At 50.1% G+C, this 20,180-nt stretch carries 20 protein-coding genes, 1 tRNA gene and 1 riboswitch; of the genes, 10 read left to right on the top strand and 11 right to left on the bottom strand.

What is annotated here, in order from left to right; translation table 11 throughout:
• Positions 1 to 149 precede the first annotated feature (149 nt).
• The 5 genes from L1N85_RS22575 to L1N85_RS22595 form a co-directional block, all read right to left on the bottom strand.
• Positions 150 to 830, bottom strand: coding sequence for a hypothetical protein (locus tag L1N85_RS22575; RefSeq protein ID WP_235241310.1), 681 nt, complete (start codon positions 828 to 830; stop codon positions 150 to 152).
• Entirely contained in the window at positions 827 to 1,996 is a 1,170-nt protein-coding gene (locus L1N85_RS22580) for a hypothetical protein (protein ID WP_235241311.1), read from the bottom strand. Before L1N85_RS22580 ends, L1N85_RS22575 begins: the two co-directional genes overlap by 4 nt.
• Positions 1,997 to 2,051: 55 nt before the next feature.
• On the bottom strand, positions 2,052 to 2,708 hold the full coding sequence (locus L1N85_RS22585; protein WP_235241312.1) for an anti-sigma factor: 657 nt from the start codon (positions 2,706 to 2,708) through the stop codon (positions 2,052 to 2,054).
• A complete protein-coding gene (locus tag L1N85_RS22590; protein ID WP_235241313.1) occupies positions 2,705 to 3,235 on the bottom strand; it encodes a sigma-70 family RNA polymerase sigma factor in 531 nt (176 codons plus the stop codon). The genes L1N85_RS22585 and L1N85_RS22590 overlap by 4 nt, the downstream gene beginning before the upstream one ends.
• A gap of 219 nt (positions 3,236 to 3,454) precedes the next feature.
• On the bottom strand, positions 3,455 to 3,925 hold the full coding sequence (locus L1N85_RS22595) for a YwhD family protein (protein ID WP_235241339.1): 471 nt from the start codon (positions 3,923 to 3,925) through the stop codon (positions 3,455 to 3,457).
• Positions 3,926 to 4,085: 160 nt separating this feature from the next.
• Between L1N85_RS22595 and L1N85_RS22600 the strand changes: the two genes are divergently transcribed.
• From L1N85_RS22600 to L1N85_RS22615, 4 genes are all read left to right on the top strand, one after another.
• Positions 4,086 to 6,101: a M1 family metallopeptidase gene (locus L1N85_RS22600; protein WP_235241314.1), complete on the top strand. Its 2,016-nt coding sequence runs from the start codon at positions 4,086 to 4,088 to the stop codon at positions 6,099 to 6,101.
• 27 nt (positions 6,102 to 6,128) lie between these two features.
• A complete protein-coding gene (locus tag L1N85_RS22605) occupies positions 6,129 to 6,947 on the top strand; it encodes a hypothetical protein (protein WP_235241315.1) in 819 nt (272 codons plus the stop codon).
• A gap of 478 nt (positions 6,948 to 7,425) precedes the next feature.
• Positions 7,426 to 7,572: riboswitch (cyclic di-AMP (ydaO/yuaA leader) on the top strand.
• Positions 7,573 to 7,575: 3 nt separating this feature from the next.
• Positions 7,576 to 8,052 (top strand): C40 family peptidase, encoded by a 477-nt coding sequence (locus tag L1N85_RS22610; protein WP_235241316.1) that lies wholly within the window; start codon positions 7,576 to 7,578, stop codon positions 8,050 to 8,052.
• A 165-nt stretch (positions 8,053 to 8,217) separates the two neighbouring features.
• Positions 8,218 to 9,564: a cryptochrome/photolyase family protein gene (locus L1N85_RS22615; protein ID WP_235241317.1), complete on the top strand. Its 1,347-nt coding sequence runs from the start codon at positions 8,218 to 8,220 to the stop codon at positions 9,562 to 9,564.
• Between the two features lie 72 nt (positions 9,565 to 9,636).
• On the opposite strand, the gene L1N85_RS22620 is transcribed toward L1N85_RS22615, so the two are convergent.
• Both L1N85_RS22620 and L1N85_RS22625 read right to left on the bottom strand, forming a co-directional pair.
• Positions 9,637 to 10,869, bottom strand: coding sequence for an MFS transporter (locus tag L1N85_RS22620; RefSeq protein ID WP_235241318.1), 1,233 nt, complete (start codon positions 10,867 to 10,869; stop codon positions 9,637 to 9,639).
• Between the two features lie 358 nt (positions 10,870 to 11,227).
• Positions 11,228 to 11,521: a hypothetical protein gene (locus L1N85_RS22625; protein ID WP_235241319.1), complete on the bottom strand. Its 294-nt coding sequence runs from the start codon at positions 11,519 to 11,521 to the stop codon at positions 11,228 to 11,230.
• Between the two features lie 181 nt (positions 11,522 to 11,702).
• Between L1N85_RS22625 and motA the strand changes: the two genes are divergently transcribed.
• Positions 11,703 to 12,518: a flagellar motor stator protein MotA gene (gene motA, locus L1N85_RS22630; protein ID WP_235241340.1), complete on the top strand. Its 816-nt coding sequence runs from the start codon at positions 11,703 to 11,705 to the stop codon at positions 12,516 to 12,518.
• Positions 12,487 to 13,326, top strand: coding sequence for a flagellar motor protein MotB (locus tag L1N85_RS22635; protein ID WP_235241320.1), 840 nt, complete (start codon positions 12,487 to 12,489; stop codon positions 13,324 to 13,326). The genes motA and L1N85_RS22635 overlap by 32 nt, the downstream gene beginning before the upstream one ends.
• Positions 13,327 to 13,434: 108 nt before the next feature.
• Here L1N85_RS22635 and rluF read toward each other — a convergent pair whose 3' ends face one another.
• Together rluF and L1N85_RS22645 are read right to left on the bottom strand one after the other, a co-directional pair.
• Positions 13,435 to 14,136, bottom strand: coding sequence for a 23S rRNA pseudouridine(2604) synthase RluF (rluF, locus tag L1N85_RS22640; protein ID WP_235241321.1), 702 nt, complete (start codon positions 14,134 to 14,136; stop codon positions 13,435 to 13,437).
• 118 nt (positions 14,137 to 14,254) lie between these two features.
• Positions 14,255 to 16,081 carry an ATP-binding protein gene (locus L1N85_RS22645; RefSeq protein ID WP_235241322.1) on the bottom strand — a complete coding sequence of 609 codons (1,827 nt, stop codon included), beginning with the start codon at positions 16,079 to 16,081 and terminating at the stop codon, positions 14,255 to 14,257.
• Positions 16,082 to 16,279: 198 nt separating this feature from the next.
• Between L1N85_RS22645 and tadA the strand changes: the two genes are divergently transcribed.
• Positions 16,280 to 16,744: a tRNA adenosine(34) deaminase TadA gene (gene tadA, locus L1N85_RS22650; RefSeq protein ID WP_235241323.1), complete on the top strand. Its 465-nt coding sequence runs from the start codon at positions 16,280 to 16,282 to the stop codon at positions 16,742 to 16,744.
• Positions 16,745 to 16,750: 6 nt separating this feature from the next.
• Here tadA and L1N85_RS22655 read toward each other — a convergent pair whose 3' ends face one another.
• Positions 16,751 to 16,945, bottom strand: a complete 195-nt coding sequence (locus L1N85_RS22655) for an aspartyl-phosphate phosphatase Spo0E family protein (protein ID WP_235241324.1) — start codon at positions 16,943 to 16,945, stop codon at positions 16,751 to 16,753.
• A gap of 539 nt (positions 16,946 to 17,484) precedes the next feature.
• Here L1N85_RS22655 and L1N85_RS22660 point away from each other — a divergent pair.
• A complete protein-coding gene (locus L1N85_RS22660; protein ID WP_235241325.1) occupies positions 17,485 to 17,685 on the top strand; it encodes a hypothetical protein in 201 nt (66 codons plus the stop codon).
• A 4-nt stretch (positions 17,686 to 17,689) separates the two neighbouring features.
• Complete coding sequence (locus tag L1N85_RS22665) at positions 17,690 to 19,174, top strand: UDP-N-acetylmuramoyl-L-alanyl-D-glutamate--2,6-diaminopimelate ligase (RefSeq protein ID WP_235241326.1); 1,485 nt, start codon at positions 17,690 to 17,692, stop codon at positions 19,172 to 19,174.
• A 443-nt stretch (positions 19,175 to 19,617) separates the two neighbouring features.
• Here the strand turns inward: L1N85_RS22665 and L1N85_RS22670 are convergent, their stop codons facing one another.
• Complete coding sequence (locus tag L1N85_RS22670; protein WP_268818436.1) at positions 19,618 to 20,022, bottom strand: HD-GYP domain-containing protein; 405 nt, start codon at positions 20,020 to 20,022, stop codon at positions 19,618 to 19,620.
• Between the two features lie 48 nt (positions 20,023 to 20,070).
• Here L1N85_RS22670 and L1N85_RS22675 point away from each other — a divergent pair.
• A tRNA-Arg gene (locus L1N85_RS22675) sits at positions 20,071 to 20,147 on the top strand.
• The last annotated feature ends 33 nt before the right edge of the window (positions 20,148 to 20,180 follow it).

Here is a 20,180-nt window from a genome sequence, read left to right on the forward strand (position 1 = left end):
TATAGCACGTATGTTCGCATTCATAAACCAAAAAGAAATCGATTCATCTCCCCCTTACTATGTTGAAGAGGGAGTCTTCTCGACTGAGATGATAAAAAAAAGCCCTCCATAGACAGCTTAAGGGCTTCCTGCAATTTTCAAGCCTTGCCTTATAACCCCCTGCTCACAACCTCTACGCCCTTCGGCACGATCAGAGTAAGCTGGGGATCGACCGTGTCCGAAACGAAGCCGCCGTCCCTGCGTTCTACCGTGCCAATCATCACGTACATGGTGGTACCTGCAATTTTAGTATCCATCATCCTGTCATCCAACCGCTCCAGCTCTTCGGCCGACCAGTAGCGCACTTGCCCAAAAAGCTGCACTTCTCGTGTATCGGTCTCGCCAAACTCCACGCCGCCCATCGAATGCACGATGATTTTGTTAACCTCGGCAGGCACCTGCACCGTCTTCGTATCGACGAACGCAGAGCGCTGAGTCATATTCAGCCCCCGCTGCAGCTCGTCGAACAGACCGGTAGACATAAGGAACGCAAGCCCTAAGCTTGCCAACCCAACAGCTCCTACAAAAAACACGCTGATCCAATCGTAGCGCACGATTGCACGCTCGCTGTTCGAAAACTTCAAGTACAGCAACAGCTCCGCTCCAAGCATAATAAAGACGACCGGCGCTACCCACATGAGCATCTCGTAGGCTTCTATATCCTGCCAGATGGACACAGCCAAAGCCGTACCCATCAGTATTAACATAACACCCATCGATAGCGAGCCCACTCGCCACGTGCGGATGCCTTCCATTTGAGCAGTTGGGCTGATCATATTCACAGCGCTCACGATAACCTCTCCTCTTGCTTGGACCCGACTGCTGTAGAAGCAGCGGAATGTTCAGCTATTTTAGACGATTTAGATGTTTTTGTCCCGAACGCGAGCCGCAGTCCTACAATAATCATAATAAAAGCAATGACAGCCGTCGGAATCATATATTTGATCTGCATATATTGCGAATATATTTCGCTTGAATAGCGAGAAGCCACCTCGGCAGCTACACGGTCAAGCAAATAATAGACGCCGAAGCCGAGCAGCCCTATTCCGAACCACTTCTGATAAGGCACAAGCTGCGGCAGCACCGGATCATCGGTAAGCGTCTGACGCTCATAGCGCGAGGTTTGCTGCAGAGCATCGAAGAAAGCGAAGCACCAGAACAGCGGCAGCAGGAAAAAAAACAATGACAAGCGCATATTGTCCATAATATAGATCGTTAGCAGAAATCCGCCCATTAGCTGCAGCCCCCGTTTCTGCAAGCCCAGATAGAGATGGCCTGCGCCCGGAAAAATCGATAAAGCAATCGCCAGCACCTTGTTCTTGCGGCCGGAAGCGATATGCGCCTCCAAATCCTCGAATATGGCACGATCACTAAGAAGCTCCCCGCGCTGCTTCGCATGAAGGTATGAAATCGCATCAAACATGCCGTAAATCCATATGACCGGCAGTGCCAGCAAGAAAATAAGCAGCGCTCCCGTGTTCATAATGATGCTGAGAAAGATAATAATCGCAAACAAGCCAATGAACGAAATTAGAAACGTAATGCCGCGCTGCATGAGACCGAGGCTCATATGACCAAGCCCCGGCAGGAATGACAGCATAATCGTGCGCGTCTTCTCGCGCTGCTCATCGAATGACAACGGTGCAGCGCCGGCAGTGATTTCAGTGTACGCTCCGAATGGCGCCGCAGCAGCACCTGCCCCGGGTACTTTGCCCGAAACAAGCGTCATAATCATATCCAGCATATTGATAAACCAGCTAATCGCCATAACAAACAAGAAAAAAAGGATAATCTCATTATGCGGGCCGGCGCCAGTCATAATAAATAGAAGCATAAACACAAGCGGCCCAAAGAAACCTCCTCCATACAAAATAGTTCTAATCGGCCTTCCTAAATACGCATGCCCTGCGCCCGGGATAAACGAAAGAAAAAACGCAGTTAACGGGCTTTTATTCATTGGAACTTCATCCCTCTCATGATCATATTTCACTCCATCCCCTCTTCAAATCCCTTTATTTAAAACGAATCGCTTGCAGTCCGTCCAGCCACGATCCGGTTTGATTAACCATTTTTTCCGACCATGATTCCGACGGTTTGTCAGCAGGCACCGCTGAAATCGACGGGTGAGGCTGAAGCGTATGCTGCTCCGCGCCCGCCTCCACTTCCAGATCAAGCTCCGCCAGCTTTTGCGAGAAGGAGGCGAAGGTGCCGCTGGCCAGCAGAAGCAATGTGATCGATGCAGCAATCGTATATTGCGTAACGGGATGCTGCAGCCAATTGCTGCGGCGGTAAGGCTTCTCCTGAGCGGCTATGGCCGTTATGGTCTTATTCGTTTCTAAAGATATAAGGAACGGTCTTTGCTCCGGCTTCCCCACTCTCAATAGCTGCGACACGACCCGCTCCTCAATTCGCTGCATGTCTGGAAAGGCAAGCTGTGTCTCATATTTAGCATGAGCCATTCCGTTGTTCCATTCGGCTTCCATTAATTCCAGCTCTGCCATAAATAGCTGCAAGCAATGCCCGCAGTCTGCAAGCCGCTGCTCCACCTTCGCACGCTCTTGCTCGGTCGACCTGCCGCACACATAGCGATTCATTTCATCGGCACATATAGGCTCTGCAGCCGAACACTCGCCCTCCTGCTCCTCATTCCATCCATTCCTATTACTCATTCGAAATCCTCCTTTCGCCAGTGGCGCTTCATCCAGCTTCGCGCGCGGTACAGCCTGGATTCTACGCTCTTGCGCTCCAGCCCCGTTTCAGCCGCGATCTGCTCATACGATTTATCCTCCATATAATAGGCCGTTACGACCTCGCGATAATTATCCGGGAGCAGGTCCACCTGCTCGAGCACCTGCCTTTTACCCTCCTGCTCCAAAGCGATCGTCTCGGCAGCAGATCCGCCGGTTCCATCGCCTTGAACCTTCTCTAACAGCTCTTCGCTGCCATGCGGCTCCTCCGGTCTTCGCGCTCTGCTTCGTTTGAAATCAATCGCCCGATTAACCGCTATGCGGGTAATCCACGTCTTCAGGCCATCCAATCGGCATTCCGGAAGGGAGCGATAAATTTGCAGCAGCACTTCCTGTGTGACGTCCTCCGCATCATGCGGCGAATGAAGCACGGCGAAGACCGTTTTATATATGTAGGGACCATAAGCCTGTACGAACGGTCGATAATGCTCGGGCCCGCCGCTTTGCACCGCTCTGATCCAATCCTCGTCTTGAATGTCGCTCCCCTCCTTCCCATTCTAATAGACGTCAACCAACTCTGCTTCCCCTGCACTTCTCGCAAAAAAATATTTTTATGCGGTTTCGTTCCCTATTAAAAGTGAAAAACCCCGCCATTCGCAAGACTAGCTTCGCGAACGGTGAGGTTCTCATCCTAACGGCGCATTCTGCCGCTCTATGCCTATTCTCGATTACACGCTCAAAGCTTGCTTCAGCTCGTCAGGCGAGCGGTCCCACCATTCCTGATTGTGGTCGACAAGCAGCTTCTGAAGCGCCGCCTTCTCCACATCGCCCAGCTCGCCCAGAATGTAACGGCGCTTAATTGAGTAGTCCAGCTTGTTCACGTGATCGGCGAGAATTTTCCAGCCGCGGCGCGCTTCTGTGTCGATCAGCATCTCGCATGCCGTTGCGCCGGCGTAATACGAGCCTTCTTCCTTACGGTCTACCGCTACCCACACGATCCAGCATTGGCGGCCGTTCGGCGTATCCTCTTTGTTTGTCGTAAACTTAATGCCGCGCTCCACCTTGCTCTTCGCATGCATCGCTCCTACGTCGATATAAGCGACGCCATCATCAATAATAACGCAAGCTACATCGCTCAAATCGATCGATCCCGCGCCAAAGCCTTTATGTTTTTTGCTGCTCACCACGTTGAGCGACATTGATTTCTTTTCCTTCTTTTCCGGCTGTGCCGCTTGTCCTTGTTCTTCCGTCACGCGCATTCACACCTTCCCCGATACAATAATTCCATTTTAGCTAATATTCCTCGAAAAGCAAACATATACATGCTGTAGATGCTTGTCAACGGGAGGGAAACGTTCAATGACTCCACGCTATTCCAAACGAATTTTACTCGTAATACTCGCAGTCGTCCTGCTCGGTCTGTCTGTGCAGCATGATTTCGGGACTGCTTGGCAATCCCAATATACCTATGCCTTCGCCCCCGCCGCCAAAGCCAAGCAAACACCGGCCCCTGCTCAAAATTCGGTCAAGCCGCCTGCTGTCCAAGAGCCGAATACCGTCATGACACCGAAGCCGCAATCGCTTAGCAAGCGAGTCGTTGAGTACCATATCAACGTCCATTTGCGCGAGGATGCTCAGCATTTAGACGGCGAACAAGCTGTAACCTGGACCAACCCCGGCAAAAACGCGGTGTCCGACCTCTACTTCCATCTGTATCCGAATGCCTTCCAATCAGACAAATCGACGTTCATGAAGGAATCCGGCGGTATGCTGCGCCAGGACAAAGCAACGGCGAACAGCCTTGGCTATATGAAGCTGCTGACGCTGCAAACGCTAAATGGCGAAAGCCTCCTGCCCCGTCTGCATTATGTGCAGCCTGATGACGGAAATGCGTTCGACTTCACGCTCGCCAAAATCCGGCTGCCTGAGCCTGTGGCGCCGGGCAAGTCCGTAACGCTGCGCATGAGCTACGAAGTTAAGCTGCCTGAGGTGTTCGCACGCATGGGCTACTCCGGCGACTTCGTCATGGCCGGCCAGTGGTTTCCTAAGCTAGCCGTTTACGAAACCGTCGGTACGCGCGGCCGTACCGCCGAAGGCTGGAATGTGCATCAATATCATGGAAACTCTGAATTTTACAGCGACTTCGGCATTTACAGCGTTCAGATCAATGTACCTGAGGCCTATACGGTTGCCGCGACAGGCTTTCAGACGAAAGCGATCCAAATGAAGGATCAGAAGAAGGTGTACCAATTTTATGCGGATGACGTGCATGACTTTGCTTGGTCCGCTTCTCCGCACTTCGTCTACGAGGAGGATGCTTATTCCGATACGGGCATCCCAGGCGTTCGCATTAAGCTTTATCTCGATCCGGAGCACGCGGAGCTCAAAGACCGGTATATGCATGCCGCCAAATCCGCATTGTCCAACTATGCCAAGTGGTACGGCGAATATCCGTACAGCACGCTGTCGATCGTCGTTCCGCCGAAAGGGGCAAACGGCGCCGGCGGCATGGAATACCCGACGCTCGTTACCGCCTTCGCGGCCGAGAGCAAAAATCCCGGCTACGATTTAGAGCGCACCGTCGTGCATGAGATCGGCCACCAATACTGGTATGGCATGGTTGCCTCTAACGAGTTCGAGGAAGCCTGGCTCGATGAAGGCTTTACGTCCTATGCCGAAGACAAGGTTATGGAGACCGCTTACGGACTCGAGCCCAATCTGCGCATCGAAGCAAGCTATATGACCGATCCGGCGCCGCTCAAGCTGCAATCCTGGTCCTACGACAGCCACACCCAATACGCCGAGAATGTATACATGAGAGCGAAGCTCGTACTCGTCGGTATCGAGAACCAGGTCGGCTCCCGGACCATGCAAAAGATTTTGCGCACTTATTTTCAAAAATATAAATTCAAGCATCCGAACACCGCAGACTTTCAGCGGGTGGTCGAGCAGGTAACGAAGACAAAATGGCATGATTATTTCAGTCAATACGTATACGATGACCAAATGGCCGACTACGCGGTGGAATCCATTCATGTACGGCCGGTTAAACAGGACGGCCGGCAAATGTACGAATCGATTGTGCTGATCAAGCGGCATGGCGGCGTCAACGGCGAAATTCCGATCGTGATGCAGTTTACGGACGGCACCAAGATCACGAAGAGGTGGAGCTCGGATGAGTCTCACATTCAATACAACCAAGTGCATACCGCGCCGCTCGAATGGGCTATCGTCGACCCCAATCATAGCAACGTGCTCGACAACAAAATAATTAATAACTTTATGCAAGCAAAGCTGCCCGAGGAGACGCGCACGAGATGGAGTCTTGGCGTAGTGAAGCTGATAGAAGGGCTGATCGGCTCGCTGGGCTGGTAAGTAATTGCGTTCAAGGAGCGATAATCGATGAAAATACACATGAAGCAAGGCTGGCAGCTGGCGGTCAAGCATTTTAATCTCGTCATTTTACTCTTTCTGTACCAGCTGCTGTGGGGGTTCTTCCTCTACCGCTTTATTGATTCAGTCGTCTCTCCGCTGCTTCGCCGGTTCCCGGGCTCCTACCCGTCCGAGACGGCCACGCAGCTCTTTATGACCGAGGCGCAATTCCAGCTGCTAAAGACGGATCTCGTATCGCCTTATTTGTGGCTGCTGGGCGGTCTTCTAGCCGTTCGTATGCTGCTAACGCCCGTATTTAATGCGGGCTTGTTCTACTCGCTCCAGCAAACCAGGGAAACGAGGGGCGGCACCCGCTTCCTCGAAGGCGTCCGCAAATGGTGGAAACCGGTCCTGCTTCTATACTGGATCGAATCGGTACTCGCTCTAGCCCCTGGTTGGTGGCTGCTGCCCCGCGCGTTCGACTCCCTTCTGGAGAGCGGCTCCATCCCGGTGCTTCTGCAAGCCGTGCTGCCCGGTGCAGTGCTATGGCTAATCTGGGCGACCGTGATGCACCTGCTATCCCTAGCCATGCAGTTCGGCGCCGTATCGGGCGAGAGTATCTTCCGCTCCCTGTGGCACGCTTTACGCAATTTCCTTTCCTACGCTGCGATTTCGCTGCTGCTGTGGGCCATCGGCGCGGCTCTCGGGCTCGTCGTATCCAGCCTGTCACTGCTATGGGCCGGTCTGTTCGCACTCATCCTGCATCAAGGCTACCATCTTGTACGGACGCTAATAAAGGTATGGACGATTGCCTCGCAATTCGATTACCTGAAATCCAAGCGTGCTTAGCCGCATAACATCCGTTTTCGACAAAACCTTCAACATGATAATGGGCTGTCCCTTAAGGTCGATGACCTGCAGGGACAGCCCTTTTTCGCATGTAAATTTTCTCATATTCCTTCCTCTTATTCGCTAAAATCAGCGATTTGCGGGACTTTAAGCTTGTCTCTGCGTCCTGGAACGGAAAGGACAAATCGGTATATTTTACTGCGGCTACACATAATTAATGAAATTGAGACTTGGCATTTAGTTAATAAGAACTAATAAACAGTGTTTTTATTACACAAAAAACGTTTAAACGCATCGAATTGTCAAAAGGTTACATGAGAATTATTAGAATTTGACAACAAAGGCAGGAGATCAATGAAAAAAATCGAATAATTCTCGAGTGCAAGTGAAACGGCTGTCGCTATTTTTGTGGCAAAGCTCGTTTCGCGACGAATGATAAGCAAATTATAAAGGTTAAACTTATAATTTCTTATCATTTAATTAAAAACTGCCTAAATTCCTAACGGAATACGGGGGAACCACTTTGGGTGAATTGATTCCGACGTCTGACTAGGCGCCTGTGGAATCATAGGGGACCTTCAACCGAACCCCACAGCTAACCTCGTCGGCATTGGAAGGAGTTTCACAATTGAAAAAGGTTACCGCAGTGCTTTTGGGTCTCGTGCTTGTACTCGCGTTTCAAGCGGGAAGTGCATTCGCGAACTCCAAACTGAACGGATATGTCGATGGCGTTATCGGCAGTCCGTACAAAAGCGGTGGAATGTCAACGAGAGGCTTTGATTGCTCAGGTTTTACGACCTATGTGTTCGATAAAATGGGCATTGAACTTCCGCGTACATCCGCTTCGCAAGCTAAAGCAGGAACGAAGGTCGCTAAAGCTGACCTCCTACCGGGAGATCTCGTGTTCTTCGACACGATCGGCCGCAATAACGGCGCCGTATCCCACGTTGGCATCTACATTGGAGACGGCAGGTTTGTACACGCTTCCTCAAGCAGAGGCGTAGTTACAGACAAACTTGACTCCTCTTACTTTGAGAACCGTTTCGTGACCGCGCGTCGCGTTTTGGACTCGGAATCTTTCACTAAGTTTGCCGACGAACAATAGAGCAGCCTTTGCCCACCTTCTATCCGGAGAGAGTAAGGGTACGCTCATCCAGCAAAGCCGCAGTTGTTTGTCCGCCTACGACAAACCGCATGCGGCTTTGCTGTTTCCACTCCATCCGTGAATGGAACAGGTCGTCGCCGCGATATAGGAAAGGAGCAGGACACGATGTATTTGTTTATTCATCGCAAGGATTTGCGTACTTCCGATTTGCGCGCATTCGATTATTTACGGGGAAAGGATACGGAAGGTATCCATTTGCTTATTATAGATCCGGTGTTAACCGGCGGAGGGCGGCTTAATAGCCATAGCGGACGAAATTTTGCGGAGCAGGTAGCTTCCCTCCTTCACAGCTATGCGAATGCCGGCAAAGAGCTGCATATACTTTACGGCGATCCCGTGCAGATTACAGAGGCGCTCCTTCAAGCGCATCCGATCGACGAGGTCGTCGTTCACGCAGATTATACGCCATACTCGCGCAGCCGGGACGAGCGGCTCCAGCTTACCGTACGAAACATGGGACGCCATTGGAAGCCGCTCTTTGATGTGCCGCTTGCCGACTTAGAAGCATTTCCTGCTTTTTCGCGGCGATCTGAGCCTTACAAGGTGTTTACTCCATTCTACCGTATGTGGAGCAGCTATATGCTGCAAAGCTATAGCCCGATGGGCGATGCCGCTGTCGATCATCTGACTACCGTTCGCGAAATTAACGGCAAGCTCGCATCGCAGTTCGCCTTGCCCGAGCCCGTTGCCGGTGCGCTCGGCGGGACAACCAGCGTTGGCGGCGCCATGAAGTCCACGGACGCGCTGGAGCGCTTCGTTCGCGAGCGGCTCGCCGCTTACGCGGTTAGCCGCGATGCTTACGCCGAGGATCATACGAGCGGCATTGCCCGCTTCTTGAATACCGGGGCGATATCCGCCCGCCAAGCTTACGAGGCCACGCAAGGCCTGCCGGGCGCCGAAGCTTGGCTGCGGCAGCTCGCATGGCGCGATTTCTATCTGTACCAAGCGATGTATCATGAAGACTACTTTCGTTACGAGCAGCTGACGGATCTATCTCCGCTTACCGATGCTTATCTGGAAGCATGGGCAACCGGGGCAACCGGCATCCCGATTATCGATGCGGCTATGACGCAGCTTAACCGGACAGGCCAGATGCCGAACCGCCTGCGAATGGTAACCGCCATGTTTCTGACGAAAAATTTACTTTGTCCCTTTATGCTTGGCGAGCAGCATTTCCGTATTCATCTAAGCGATTATGACAATACGCTCAATCGCGGAGGCTGGCTGTGGTGCTCCTCGCTCGGCTATGACGCGGCGCCTTATTTCCGCATCATGAATCCGTCGACGCAATCGCGGACGCATGATCCTGACGGAGACTACATCAGGCGCTGGCTGCCGCATCTGGCGCATCTGTCCGACAAAGAAATTCATCAGCCGCTTAGCAATGCCATCGTCGATCTGAAAGCGTCCCGTGCCCGCGCGATCGACGTCTACAAAACCATTCTAAAATAACGGCCTGCCTATCCTTTATTAATAATAAACCTCCACTAACGCCTAGAAACGGCGAATGTGGAGGTTTTTTTGTTAGCCTCGCTTTAAGCCTTTTTGCGGTTGCCTGCTGCCAAGCACAAGCATCGCCGCAAGCAGCAGCAGCATAAGAAGCACGAGTACGCTTATAAACCATAACGTCGCCTGCACACCCGATTGGTCCATGAACCACCCGGTCACCCGCGGAAAAACAGCTCCTCCAAGGCCGCCGCACGCAACAAGCAGGCTCGTTGTCCGCTCGGTCATACCCGGTATGAGGACATTCGCATACACGAGCGCAATTCCGAAGATGCCGGAGAAGAACAAGCCGCTCAGCCCGACCAAAGCGAGCATCCAGCTTAATTGGCCCATCAATGCCATCATTACAAATACGGCCGACGCTCCAACGGTTGCGATAAACAGGTAACGGGAATACCCCATCCGATCGGCAAGAACACCTGCAAATATACGTCCAAGCACCATCATTCCCCAAAATAGGCTCAGCGCAGCGGCCGCACTCGACTCTCCCACGCCGGATCTTACGATGAGAATCGAGGGCAAATAATGAGAGAAGCTCATTTCCATCCCGACATAAATCATAAAAAATAAAGCAGACAGCAGTAAAAACGGCAACGCTTTGTACGGATAACCGAAAAAGGCCGAAGCGCCCGCCGGACGGGCGCAAGACGAGGTGTCAGACCCGGCCTGTTCTTCTGCAGCGCGAGGCTGCCATCCAAGCTGATCATCCAGCGCGCCGAATGACAGGGTCAGCCAAAGCATGAACGTAATACCTGACATTGCCGCCAAAATCGGAAAGGAAACCTGCCAAACGTTTTGCTGAATCAAATAGGCGGCCGCAAGCGGAATCAACAGCGCGCCTATGCCAAAAAAGGTTTCCAGGCGACTCATGGCCGAAGCTTTGCCATCCTTGACCAGATCGATGATCATGGCGCCAACGACAGCTTCGGTCATACCGAACCCAAGGCCGGCAAGCGGAGCGAAGGCAAGCATCCACCCCCAAGGCAGCAGCAAGCTGTAGGCGGCTTCGCTAACGGTCAACAATCCGAGTGCCAGAAGCACCGTGCCTCTCTTTCCAATTCTCGCCGTAATGGACGGCGCAAGCAGCACCCCTACCAAAAACCCGAGGAACTGGTTCATAATCCATTGCCCGCCGTCCTTGTACGTCAAGCCGTAATGCTCGATCAGCTGCTCCAATATGGCTCCGCCCACCACATGCGCAACTCCGATGACTAAATAGGAAAAACAGCCAAGCCAAAGTAATCTTCTCATGTCCATGATTCTCCTTATGTACGCACGCTCTACTATGCCCATCTGTTATAATAAATCGAATTCATTCGTTTTCAGCTCAGTAATAAGAATACGGCAAACGGAGACGACTAACCATTGACGTACAAACAAAGCTCCAATCATTATAAACGACTGGCAGCTGTAATGACTATACGCCCACTCGAAATCCAGCATGCCCGCGAAATATGCGGGTGGCGTTACGACGCGCCATTCGATATTTATAATTGACCCGCTTGGGAGCACATGCAAAAGGACGAAATCGAGTTTGGCGATTCCGTCCTGCGTGAAGAGCAATATGCCGCGGTGCTTGGCTCCGGGCGGGAGCTAGAGTGGAAGACTATCAAACGAGCCTGATGATCTGAGTCACCTTTTCGCCCTGCGTTACCTCAATAATATGATGCTTGCTGTTATGCGTGATGGTCCCTTTGCCCACTTCGATAACGGGATCTACCCCTAAGCCGAAAAAGACATCATCCGCCAGCGCCTCCATAACCTCATGACGGTCCTCCGAAGCCAAAGCCGCCCACTCCTCCCGCTCCATTTCAAAAAAAGTGTAGCTCTCTTCAATTTCCGCCACGGCCTCTGTCAAATCCTTCAATATATCCGCATATTCCCTTCCATGTCTTACACCCATCTTCGTAAAACCACCTTTGCGAATTCTATTTTGCAAGCCTCTTCCTACTATTCTACCGCATTTCACTAATTTTTAACGCGTTCGCCTTCAAATCGTTCCATTTACTCTAACTTCAGAATACCCATTTGACGATAATAGAAGAAGTAGAGAATTGTCGAAAATGGATTAGACGGGGTGTATGATGAAAAATTCAACTATTATCGGTCTGGTGTTAGGTGTTATCGCTATATTTGGAGGTATGGTCGTTAAAGGGGCAAACCTCTCGTCTCTTCTTAATCCTGCAGCTTATATGATTATAATATTAGGTACAGCAGCCTCTGTCATGGTAGCCTTTCCCATGTCCGAGTTATCCAAGGTTGGCAAGCTGTTTAAGATGGTGTTCGCAGGACAGAAGCTGCCGCAGCGCGATGAGCTGATCACTCGTTTCATGGAATGGGCGTCGATCACGCGTCGCGAGGGTTTGCTTGCTCTCGAAGCAAAGGTTGATGAAATTGAAGATCCCTTCCTGCGTAACGGCATGCGTATGATTATTGACGGCAATGACCAGGATTTCGTACGCGACGTCCTGCTAGAGGATATCGCGGCTACGGAGGAACGCCACAAGGCTGGCGCCCTGATTTTCACTCAGGCCGGTACCTATGCACCAACGCTGGGGGTACTTGGAGCCGTTGTCGGCTTGATTGCGGCACTCGCGGATATGAGCGACATGGAAAAGCTTGCACATGCGATCGCCGGAGCTTTTATCGCGACGCTGCTCGGTATATTCACAGGATATGTATTATGGCATCCGATTGCCAACAAGCTGAAACGAATGTCTAAGCAAGAAGTTCAAATCCGCCTCATGATGGTTGAAGGCCTTCTTTCCATTCAATCCGGCGTCTCGACCATTGCGATTAATCAGAAGCTTTCGGTATTCCTTACACCAACGGAAAGAGTGAAGATGAGGGAGAAGGAGGAAGGCGCCGTTGAGCAAAAAGCACAGACACGAGGAGCATGAGGAGCATGTCGACGAATCCTGGCTCATACCTTACGCCGATTTGATGACCCTTTTGCTGGCGCTCTTCATCGTACTGTATTCGATGAACTCCGTCGACGTTAAGAAATTCGAAGAAATGTCCCAAGCCTTCAGCATTGCGCTTAGCAGCGGCTCCGGCGTGCTGGATCAAACCACGATCGTGAAGATCGGCGAGGATGACGGCAAGAAAAGGGAAGAGGAAGGCAGCAAGGAAGAAGAGAAGAAAGATGAGAGCCGGCAGGCGCAAACCGAGGAAGAGAAAGTCCTTGAAGCGCTTATCAAGCAGGAGCAAGAGGATCTCGAGAAGCTGAAGAAGCAGATTGACGCCTATATCGAGAAACAAGGTTTAACGTCCGATCTGGAAACGAAGCTGAATCAATCCCAGCTTATGATTACGATCAGCGATAATGCCTTGTTCGCTCCGGCTCAGGCATCCGTGAAACCGGAATCCAGAGAGCTTGCTGTCGCCATCGGCAAAATGCTCCAAAATTATCCGAATTACCAGGTCGTTGTTTCGGGGCACACGGATAATAAACCGATCTCTAACGCTTTTTTTAAGTCGAACTGGGATTTAAGCTCCATGCGTTCTATTCGATTCATGGACATTTTGCTGGAAAACAAGCAATTGAAGCCGGAACGCTTCAGCGCGATCGGTTATGGCGAGCATCGCCCGATCGCCGACAATAAGACGGTCGAAGGCCGCGCCAAAAACCGCCGTGTCGAGGTGTCGATCCTTCATTCCTATATTGATCCCGTCAACGCGCATAAGCTGACCTTACCCGACAAGTAAAGGTACACGGCTGTGACCGTCCCAGCGCTTAAATAAATCCCCTCAACTGGGCTTATAGAGACCAGTTGAGGGGATTTTCCTTTATGTACGGGATAAAGCTTTACCTGTTTATACAGGCTTATAGTTTAACGTCTCGAACAGCTTCTCCTTCTCATCCTCCGTCAAATCCCGCCACTTGCCGACCTGAAGTCCTCCGAGATGAATATTCATGATCCGCTGCCGCTGCAGCCTCCTTACATGGTAACCGAAAGCCTCGCACATTCTGCGGATTTGCCGGTTTCTGCCTTCAGTCAAAATAATCCGGAATACGCGGTCCGTCACTCTTGTGACGACGCAGGGCAGCGTCATGCTTCCGAGAATATGAACGCCGCTCGCCATTCCCGACAAAAATTCGGCCGTTGCCGGCCGATCTACCGTAACTAAATATTCCTTCTCATGCTTGCCTTCCGAACGGAGAATCGGATTGACGATATCGCCGTCATTCGTGAGCAAAATTAAGCCCTCCGAATCCTTGTCCAGTCTGCCAATCGGAAAGATTCGTTCGGAATGTCCAATGAAGTCGACAATATTGCCTTTCACATGAAGCTCGGTCGTGCTCGTAATGCCAACCGGCTTATTAAGCGCGATATAGACATGACGCTTCTGCTCCCCGATTTGCTTCCCATCCACGCGAACGTCGTCTCCGGGCTCGGCTTGGCTGCCAAGCAGCGCGGTGATTCCATTAATCGTTACGCGCCCGCTGTCCACCAGCTTATCCGCCTCGCGTCGGGAGCAGAAACCCGTTTCGCTAATAAACTTATTAATTCTCAAAGCCGCTTCACCCCGTAGTATGTCATGCCAAATTGGCCGTTTTAGCCCATGAGATCATCAAATCCCTTATTTTAATATCCTACCCTAATAAAAAAGGATATACAATATAACGCTGCCTTTAGGCTTCCAGCCTCTCTCTCTCGCCACTCTCTTTCAAAGCTGGAAGCATAATATTGACGGTCGTTCCGACATTGACCTGGCTCTTAATATCCATCGTGCCTTTATGGCTGTTAATAATACGTTGGCTGACCATGATTCCGAGGCCCGTACCCGTCTCCTTGCCCGTAAAGAAAGGATCGCCAATATTCGGAATTATCTCATCCGGTATGCCTTCCCCTTCATCTGTAATGGAGATGGAGATATGCTCCCGTCTGCATGTAATGTGAATATGAATGAAGCCGCCGCTTGGCATCGCTTCGATTGCGTTCTTCAATAAATTAATGAACACCTGCTTCAGCTGATTCTCCTCGCATGAAATACGGCAGCTGTCATCCGTAAACGAAACACGAAACTCGATATTGTGAAGAATCGCTTCGCTATTCATAAGGGCAATAACATCCTGAAGCACGTCCCTTACATCCTTCGTAACGAATCTGGTTGCCTGGGGCTTGGCCAAAATAAGAAACTCCCCGACAATTAAGTTAATGCGATCGAGCTCGGACAGCATGAGGCTCACATGGGTTAAGGTGAGCTTCTTGCTCTCCTGCTGCAGCTGCAGAAATCCGCGCAGCGTCGTCAGCGGATTGCGAATTTCGTGTGCGACGCCTGCCGCCAGCTGTCCGACGGTCGTCAGCTTCTCGGAACGGCGCAGCAGCTCCTCCATCTTGTTCCGGCTGCGCATGTCCCTCGAAATGCTTGCGAAAGCGCGAATCGATCCGTCGGAATCCCTAATGGGCGATATCGTTACGCTGACTGGTATCAACTCGCCTGATTTGGTCATCCGCATCGTTTCCTGCGCCTGCAGCACCTTTCCGGCTAACAGTTGATTGAGCATCTGTTTCTTCTCCGCTTTATGGGACTCCGGCAGCGTCGGATTAATCAGACCGATTGCCTCCTCTTCTTCGTAGCCGAAGAGCAAATCAAAGGCGCGGTTTACTTGAATGACCTTTCCGTCCAAATCAGTGAGATGGATCGCATCGCTTGTATGATTGATAAACGACTCCAAATGCTCCTTCATCCGGCGGTTTTCTTCAAACGCCCTGCGCAGCTTATTCATATAAATGCTTAAGTTTTGCGACATGGCATTGATTTTTAGCGCCAGCAAACCAAACTCATCCTTGCGTTTAATTTGAATCGGTTGATGAAAGCGCGCAGAAGAAACCTCGTTCACCTTCCACAAAATATCCTTTAAAGGCCGGATCATTGCCCCAACCAGCCAATAGCTGATGAAGAGGACTAGCAGCATGGTTATGCCCGTGTACATTAATGTATCATATCGTTCCCTGCGTATCAGCTCATTGATGCCTTCCCTATCATACACAATGCTAATGATATAATTACCGGGGCCCTCCATGGAATAATAGCTTCGAAAATATGGCTTGCCGTTTATTTTCATTTTGCGCAACATGAAATCTTTTTTCTCTGCTGCCCCTGCAACGGAATTATCGCTGGTCGAGTCGAGATACGTGTAGGTGCCATACGGGACCTTGAAAGTATCTTGATCAAATACCGTTATTTCCTTTATATTGGGGTTTAATGACTTGACGATGTCGAAGATATGATCAGGCTCTAAGCGACCTTCCCCTATAGACGGCGAATCGGAAGCAAGCTGCTTCTCATAATCGGCAACCGAGCTTGCAACATGCACGGAAGTATCTCGCATCGATTGTCGCGCCTGCTCCCGCATCTCCTGCGTCATCGAATATTCACTTAAAATATGGTGTAGAATGAAAAACGTCAACACTATAAATGTAAGCAAGAAGGAAAACTTCATCTTAATCGACAATGCACGACACATCCTTTTAAGCAAACGCAGTTTATAAACAGGTTATTAACATTACCAACAAATGTTGTGCACAGGTCTTAATAAATTGTGTACAAATATGTGAGTATCATTAAAGTTATCCACAATGTTATCCACCACATGTTAACAACAGAATATTTGTTCGTTGTATAATGATGATTTTCGAAAGGGGTAGGACTCATGTTAAGAGAGCAAGAAGACCGGAAATGGATGCTGGAAGCCATCGCAAATGCCAATAAAGCCGAACAAATCGGGGAGGTCCCCATCGGGGCAGTTATCGTTAGAGACAATGAAATTATCGGGAGAGGCTACAATTTGCGGGAGACACGTTTTGATCCGACCGCACATGCCGAAATGGTAGCCATACGTGACGCCTGCGATCGCATTGGCGCTTGGAGATTATTAGACTGTACCCTTTATGTCACGTTGGAGCCTTGTCCGATGTGCGCGGGCGCAATTGTACAGGCCCGGATCAAACGCGTCGTATACGGAACATCCGATCCGAAGGCCGGCTGTGCCGGGACGCTTATGAATTTACTCCAAGAGCCCCGTTTCAACCATGAAACGGAGCTCACCAGTGGAATTCTGCAACCTGAATGCGCATCGTTGTTAACCCAGTTTTTCCGGCGACTGCGAGAGCGTTAGAAGTCTCTACAAATTGTCGCGGCGTAAAGAGATATGTGTTAGCTCATTTCGTTGTATATGCTGTAACGCAACAATCAGTTGATCGGCCTCTTCGCTAATCGCCAGAACATCCGGATCTGTCAAACTGCCGCGTGCGTCGGCTATTTCATGAAGCTTTAGCCGCAGCGACTGCAATTGTTTAAGCAAGTGATTTTTGTCCATGGCTCGCTTCGGGGCACGCTCCTTATCTAGCACTCGTGTGGTAATAGTTCTATTATACTCCCAGCATAATAAGGAGTTTGTAAAAACGTGTCGATGAACGTAGACAATTTTCAGGCATTATTCGACAAACATATGCTAAATCTTCTAGTTCATAGTTCTTTTTTACTAGTAAAATGAGTAAACATTTGGTAATTATAGATCACCACATCCATTTGCTAATGATAAAATTTGAGCCTCAATCATTACTTTTCAGCATGGCATCCATTCCGGCGACTTGTTCAACGTTCCAAAGCCCGCTAATGTCGAAATATCGAAAATAATGAATGAAAACCTAATAAATATTGCCATAATTTCGCCATGGGCTTTCATGCAACGCCAAAAATCCGACTCCAGATTCAGAGGCTGTACCTAGAGGTTCTTGTCCCCAATAATAGGGGATATTAATTTGTATTATAGGTAGGTATGAAGTAAAATTATTTTAAACATGGCTTCTATTTATGGCGAAATGAACTTAAATTCATAGATCGGGATGTGCTTTTGTGAACGCTCCTAATTGTAAAGAAGAAACAACGGCATTTATCCAATTTGAACCAGGCATATATACGAATATGATGAATAAAGAAGTACTACAGATCGAGTTTAAGAAAGATGCCGAAACCGGAAAATACCTTGTACCTCCTAAGGCCGTAAAAGAAGATACGAACCGCGTGTTCTGGTACGGTTCACTAGAATGGAGCTGATCGTATGTTATTAAACGCCGTAGTCAAAAATCTTTCTTACGAGCTTGTGAAAGGTGATTTACATATAGAGGTGAGCTCCATCGCCTGCGACTCAAGAGAAGCCGTGCCGCATGGCGTCTTTGTCGCGATATCCGGATTTACGGTCGACGGCCATTGTTTTATTGATAAGGCGATTGCACTCGGTGCTGCGGCCGTTATCGTAGAGAAGGATGTCCCTGTCGAAGCGGACGTTACCGTCCTTAAGGTTGCCGATACGCGGGAGGCGCTCGCATGTATAGCGGCCAACTTCTATCATCGCCCTACGGAACAAATGAATCTGATTGGGATTACAGGAACGAACGGCAAGACGTCAACGACTTATTTTCTGAAATCGATCTTCGAGCAAACCGGCACGACCATCGGCATTATCGGCACGATCGGCACGGTCATTGGCGACAAGGTCTTTAAAAATAAAAACACGACGCCAGAGTCGCTTCAATTACAGCACATTTTCTCCGAAATGACGAAGTCGCATATGAAGCATTGCGTGATGGAGGTTTCCTCGCACGCATTAAACCTTAACCGCGTTGCGCATTCCAGCTTTAACACGGGACTGTTTACGAATCTGACGCCCGATCATCTGGAGCTTCACAACACGATGACCGAATATTTCGAAGCGAAAGCCAAGCTTTTCGACATGACCACGGACTATAACATCGTCAACGCAGATGATGAATATGGCCGGATTCTGATCGATCGGCTGCGCGGCAGGGAAACAAAGCTGCTTACTTACGGCATCGAGGAGGCAGCGGATATTTACGCGACGGATATCGATTATTTTGCCGATCATACACTTTACACCGTTCATACGCCAAGAGGCAGCACCATGATCAAGGTGAATTTGCCGGGCGCCATCTATGTATACAATAGCTTGGCCGCTATTGCGACCGCTTATTGCAATCAATTCAGTTTACAGCAAATTGCCGATGGCATCGAAGCGGTGGAAAGCATTAAAGGCCGGCTTGAAGTCGTCTATCAGGATGAGGATACGAAGATCATCGTTGACTTTGCGCATACGGAGGATAGCCTCGAGAAGGCGCTGACGACGATCAGACCTTTTGCCAAAGGCAGAATTATTCTCGTATTCGGCGTATATGCGGCGGATGGGGAGTCAGGCAGGGAGAAGCGCAGAGCGATGGCTCAGGTCGCTGCGACTTATGCGGATTTTGCCGTCGTTACCTCCGACAACCCGAAGGAACAGGATAACAACATGATCATACGGGAAATCGTGGAAGGCATCGAAGCGCATAACGGCGCCTACGAAGCCATTGTCGATCGGAGAGACGCTATTGCGTTTGCCATTGCTATCAGCAGGAAGGATGACGTTATTCTGATCGCCGGCAAAGGCCATGAGACGTCACAAATGATTGGAAAAACGGAAATTCCATTCAATGAAGCTGAAATCGTGAGGGAAATTAAGGGAGACAAGGATAAACGGGCACTGCGTTAAACAATGTTTGACGATGAGGATGCGTTAGCCTAGGCTGCGAGAAATATGGCATGGCTATCCTGCATTCCGATTCGCGCGGAGATAGCCAAGCATTGCGTAGATTCCATGGCCTGAAAAATAAGTATTAGACTGACCTCACAAAAGAAACAGCGGCAGACTAGGATGGGAAAATAAAGTACTAGTCTGCCGTTTCCACTATTCGGCTTTCGTGTACCGTCAGCTCAGCGTACCAAGTTTAACGGACAGAGAATACCTTATTTGCTCAAAACGACATAGATTGATGGTGCTAACGGAACAAGAAGCCGCTATTATGGAGATATGGATGAAATCATGATGGTTTTGGTCGAAATAGCGGCTCTGGTGTCCGTCCCTGCATTTTTATGTAAGAGACCGACTGAATGCTGCCCGTTATCTGAAAAGGCTACCGTTATCGTGGCAGTCATTTAAATACCGGATTCCCGATCTCTAACTTCCAGAATACGCGGAAGCTGCTCCATAAAGACGTTAACGACCTGTGGATCAAAATGCCGTCCGCGCTCCTCGTTCAACAGGGACAAAATCCGATCCAGCTCCCAGCCCGGTTTGTATACCCTAGAGCTGCCCAAGGCATCAAACACGTCCGTTACTACGGTGATGTGCCCGTAAATATGAATGTCTTCCCCTTTGAGGCCTTGGGGATAGCCGCTGCCATCCCATTTCTCATGATGCCGCTCGGCCACAATGGCAGCGGTTTGCAGCAGCTGGCGCTTGGAACTCCGCAGCAGCTGATACCCTATGCGTGTGTGGATCTCGACGATTATCCACGCAACTTTTTCGACTTCCTTCGACCGTTTCGCCTTTTGCTGCAGTGCTTCTTGTCATGCCAAAAGCACACATGCTATAATTGTCTTTACTGCGCGTCCGTAGCTCATCCGGATAGAGCAAACGTTTCCTAAACGTTAGGTGGGAGGTTCGAGCCCTCTCGGGCGCGCCATTTCTTTTCAAACCTTGTTATGGCAAGGAGGTA

Origin of the sequence: Paenibacillus alkaliterrae (assembly GCF_021532375.1) — a bacterium.
GTDB classification, from domain to species: Bacteria; Bacillota; Bacilli; order Paenibacillales; family Paenibacillaceae; genus Pristimantibacillus; species Pristimantibacillus alkaliterrae.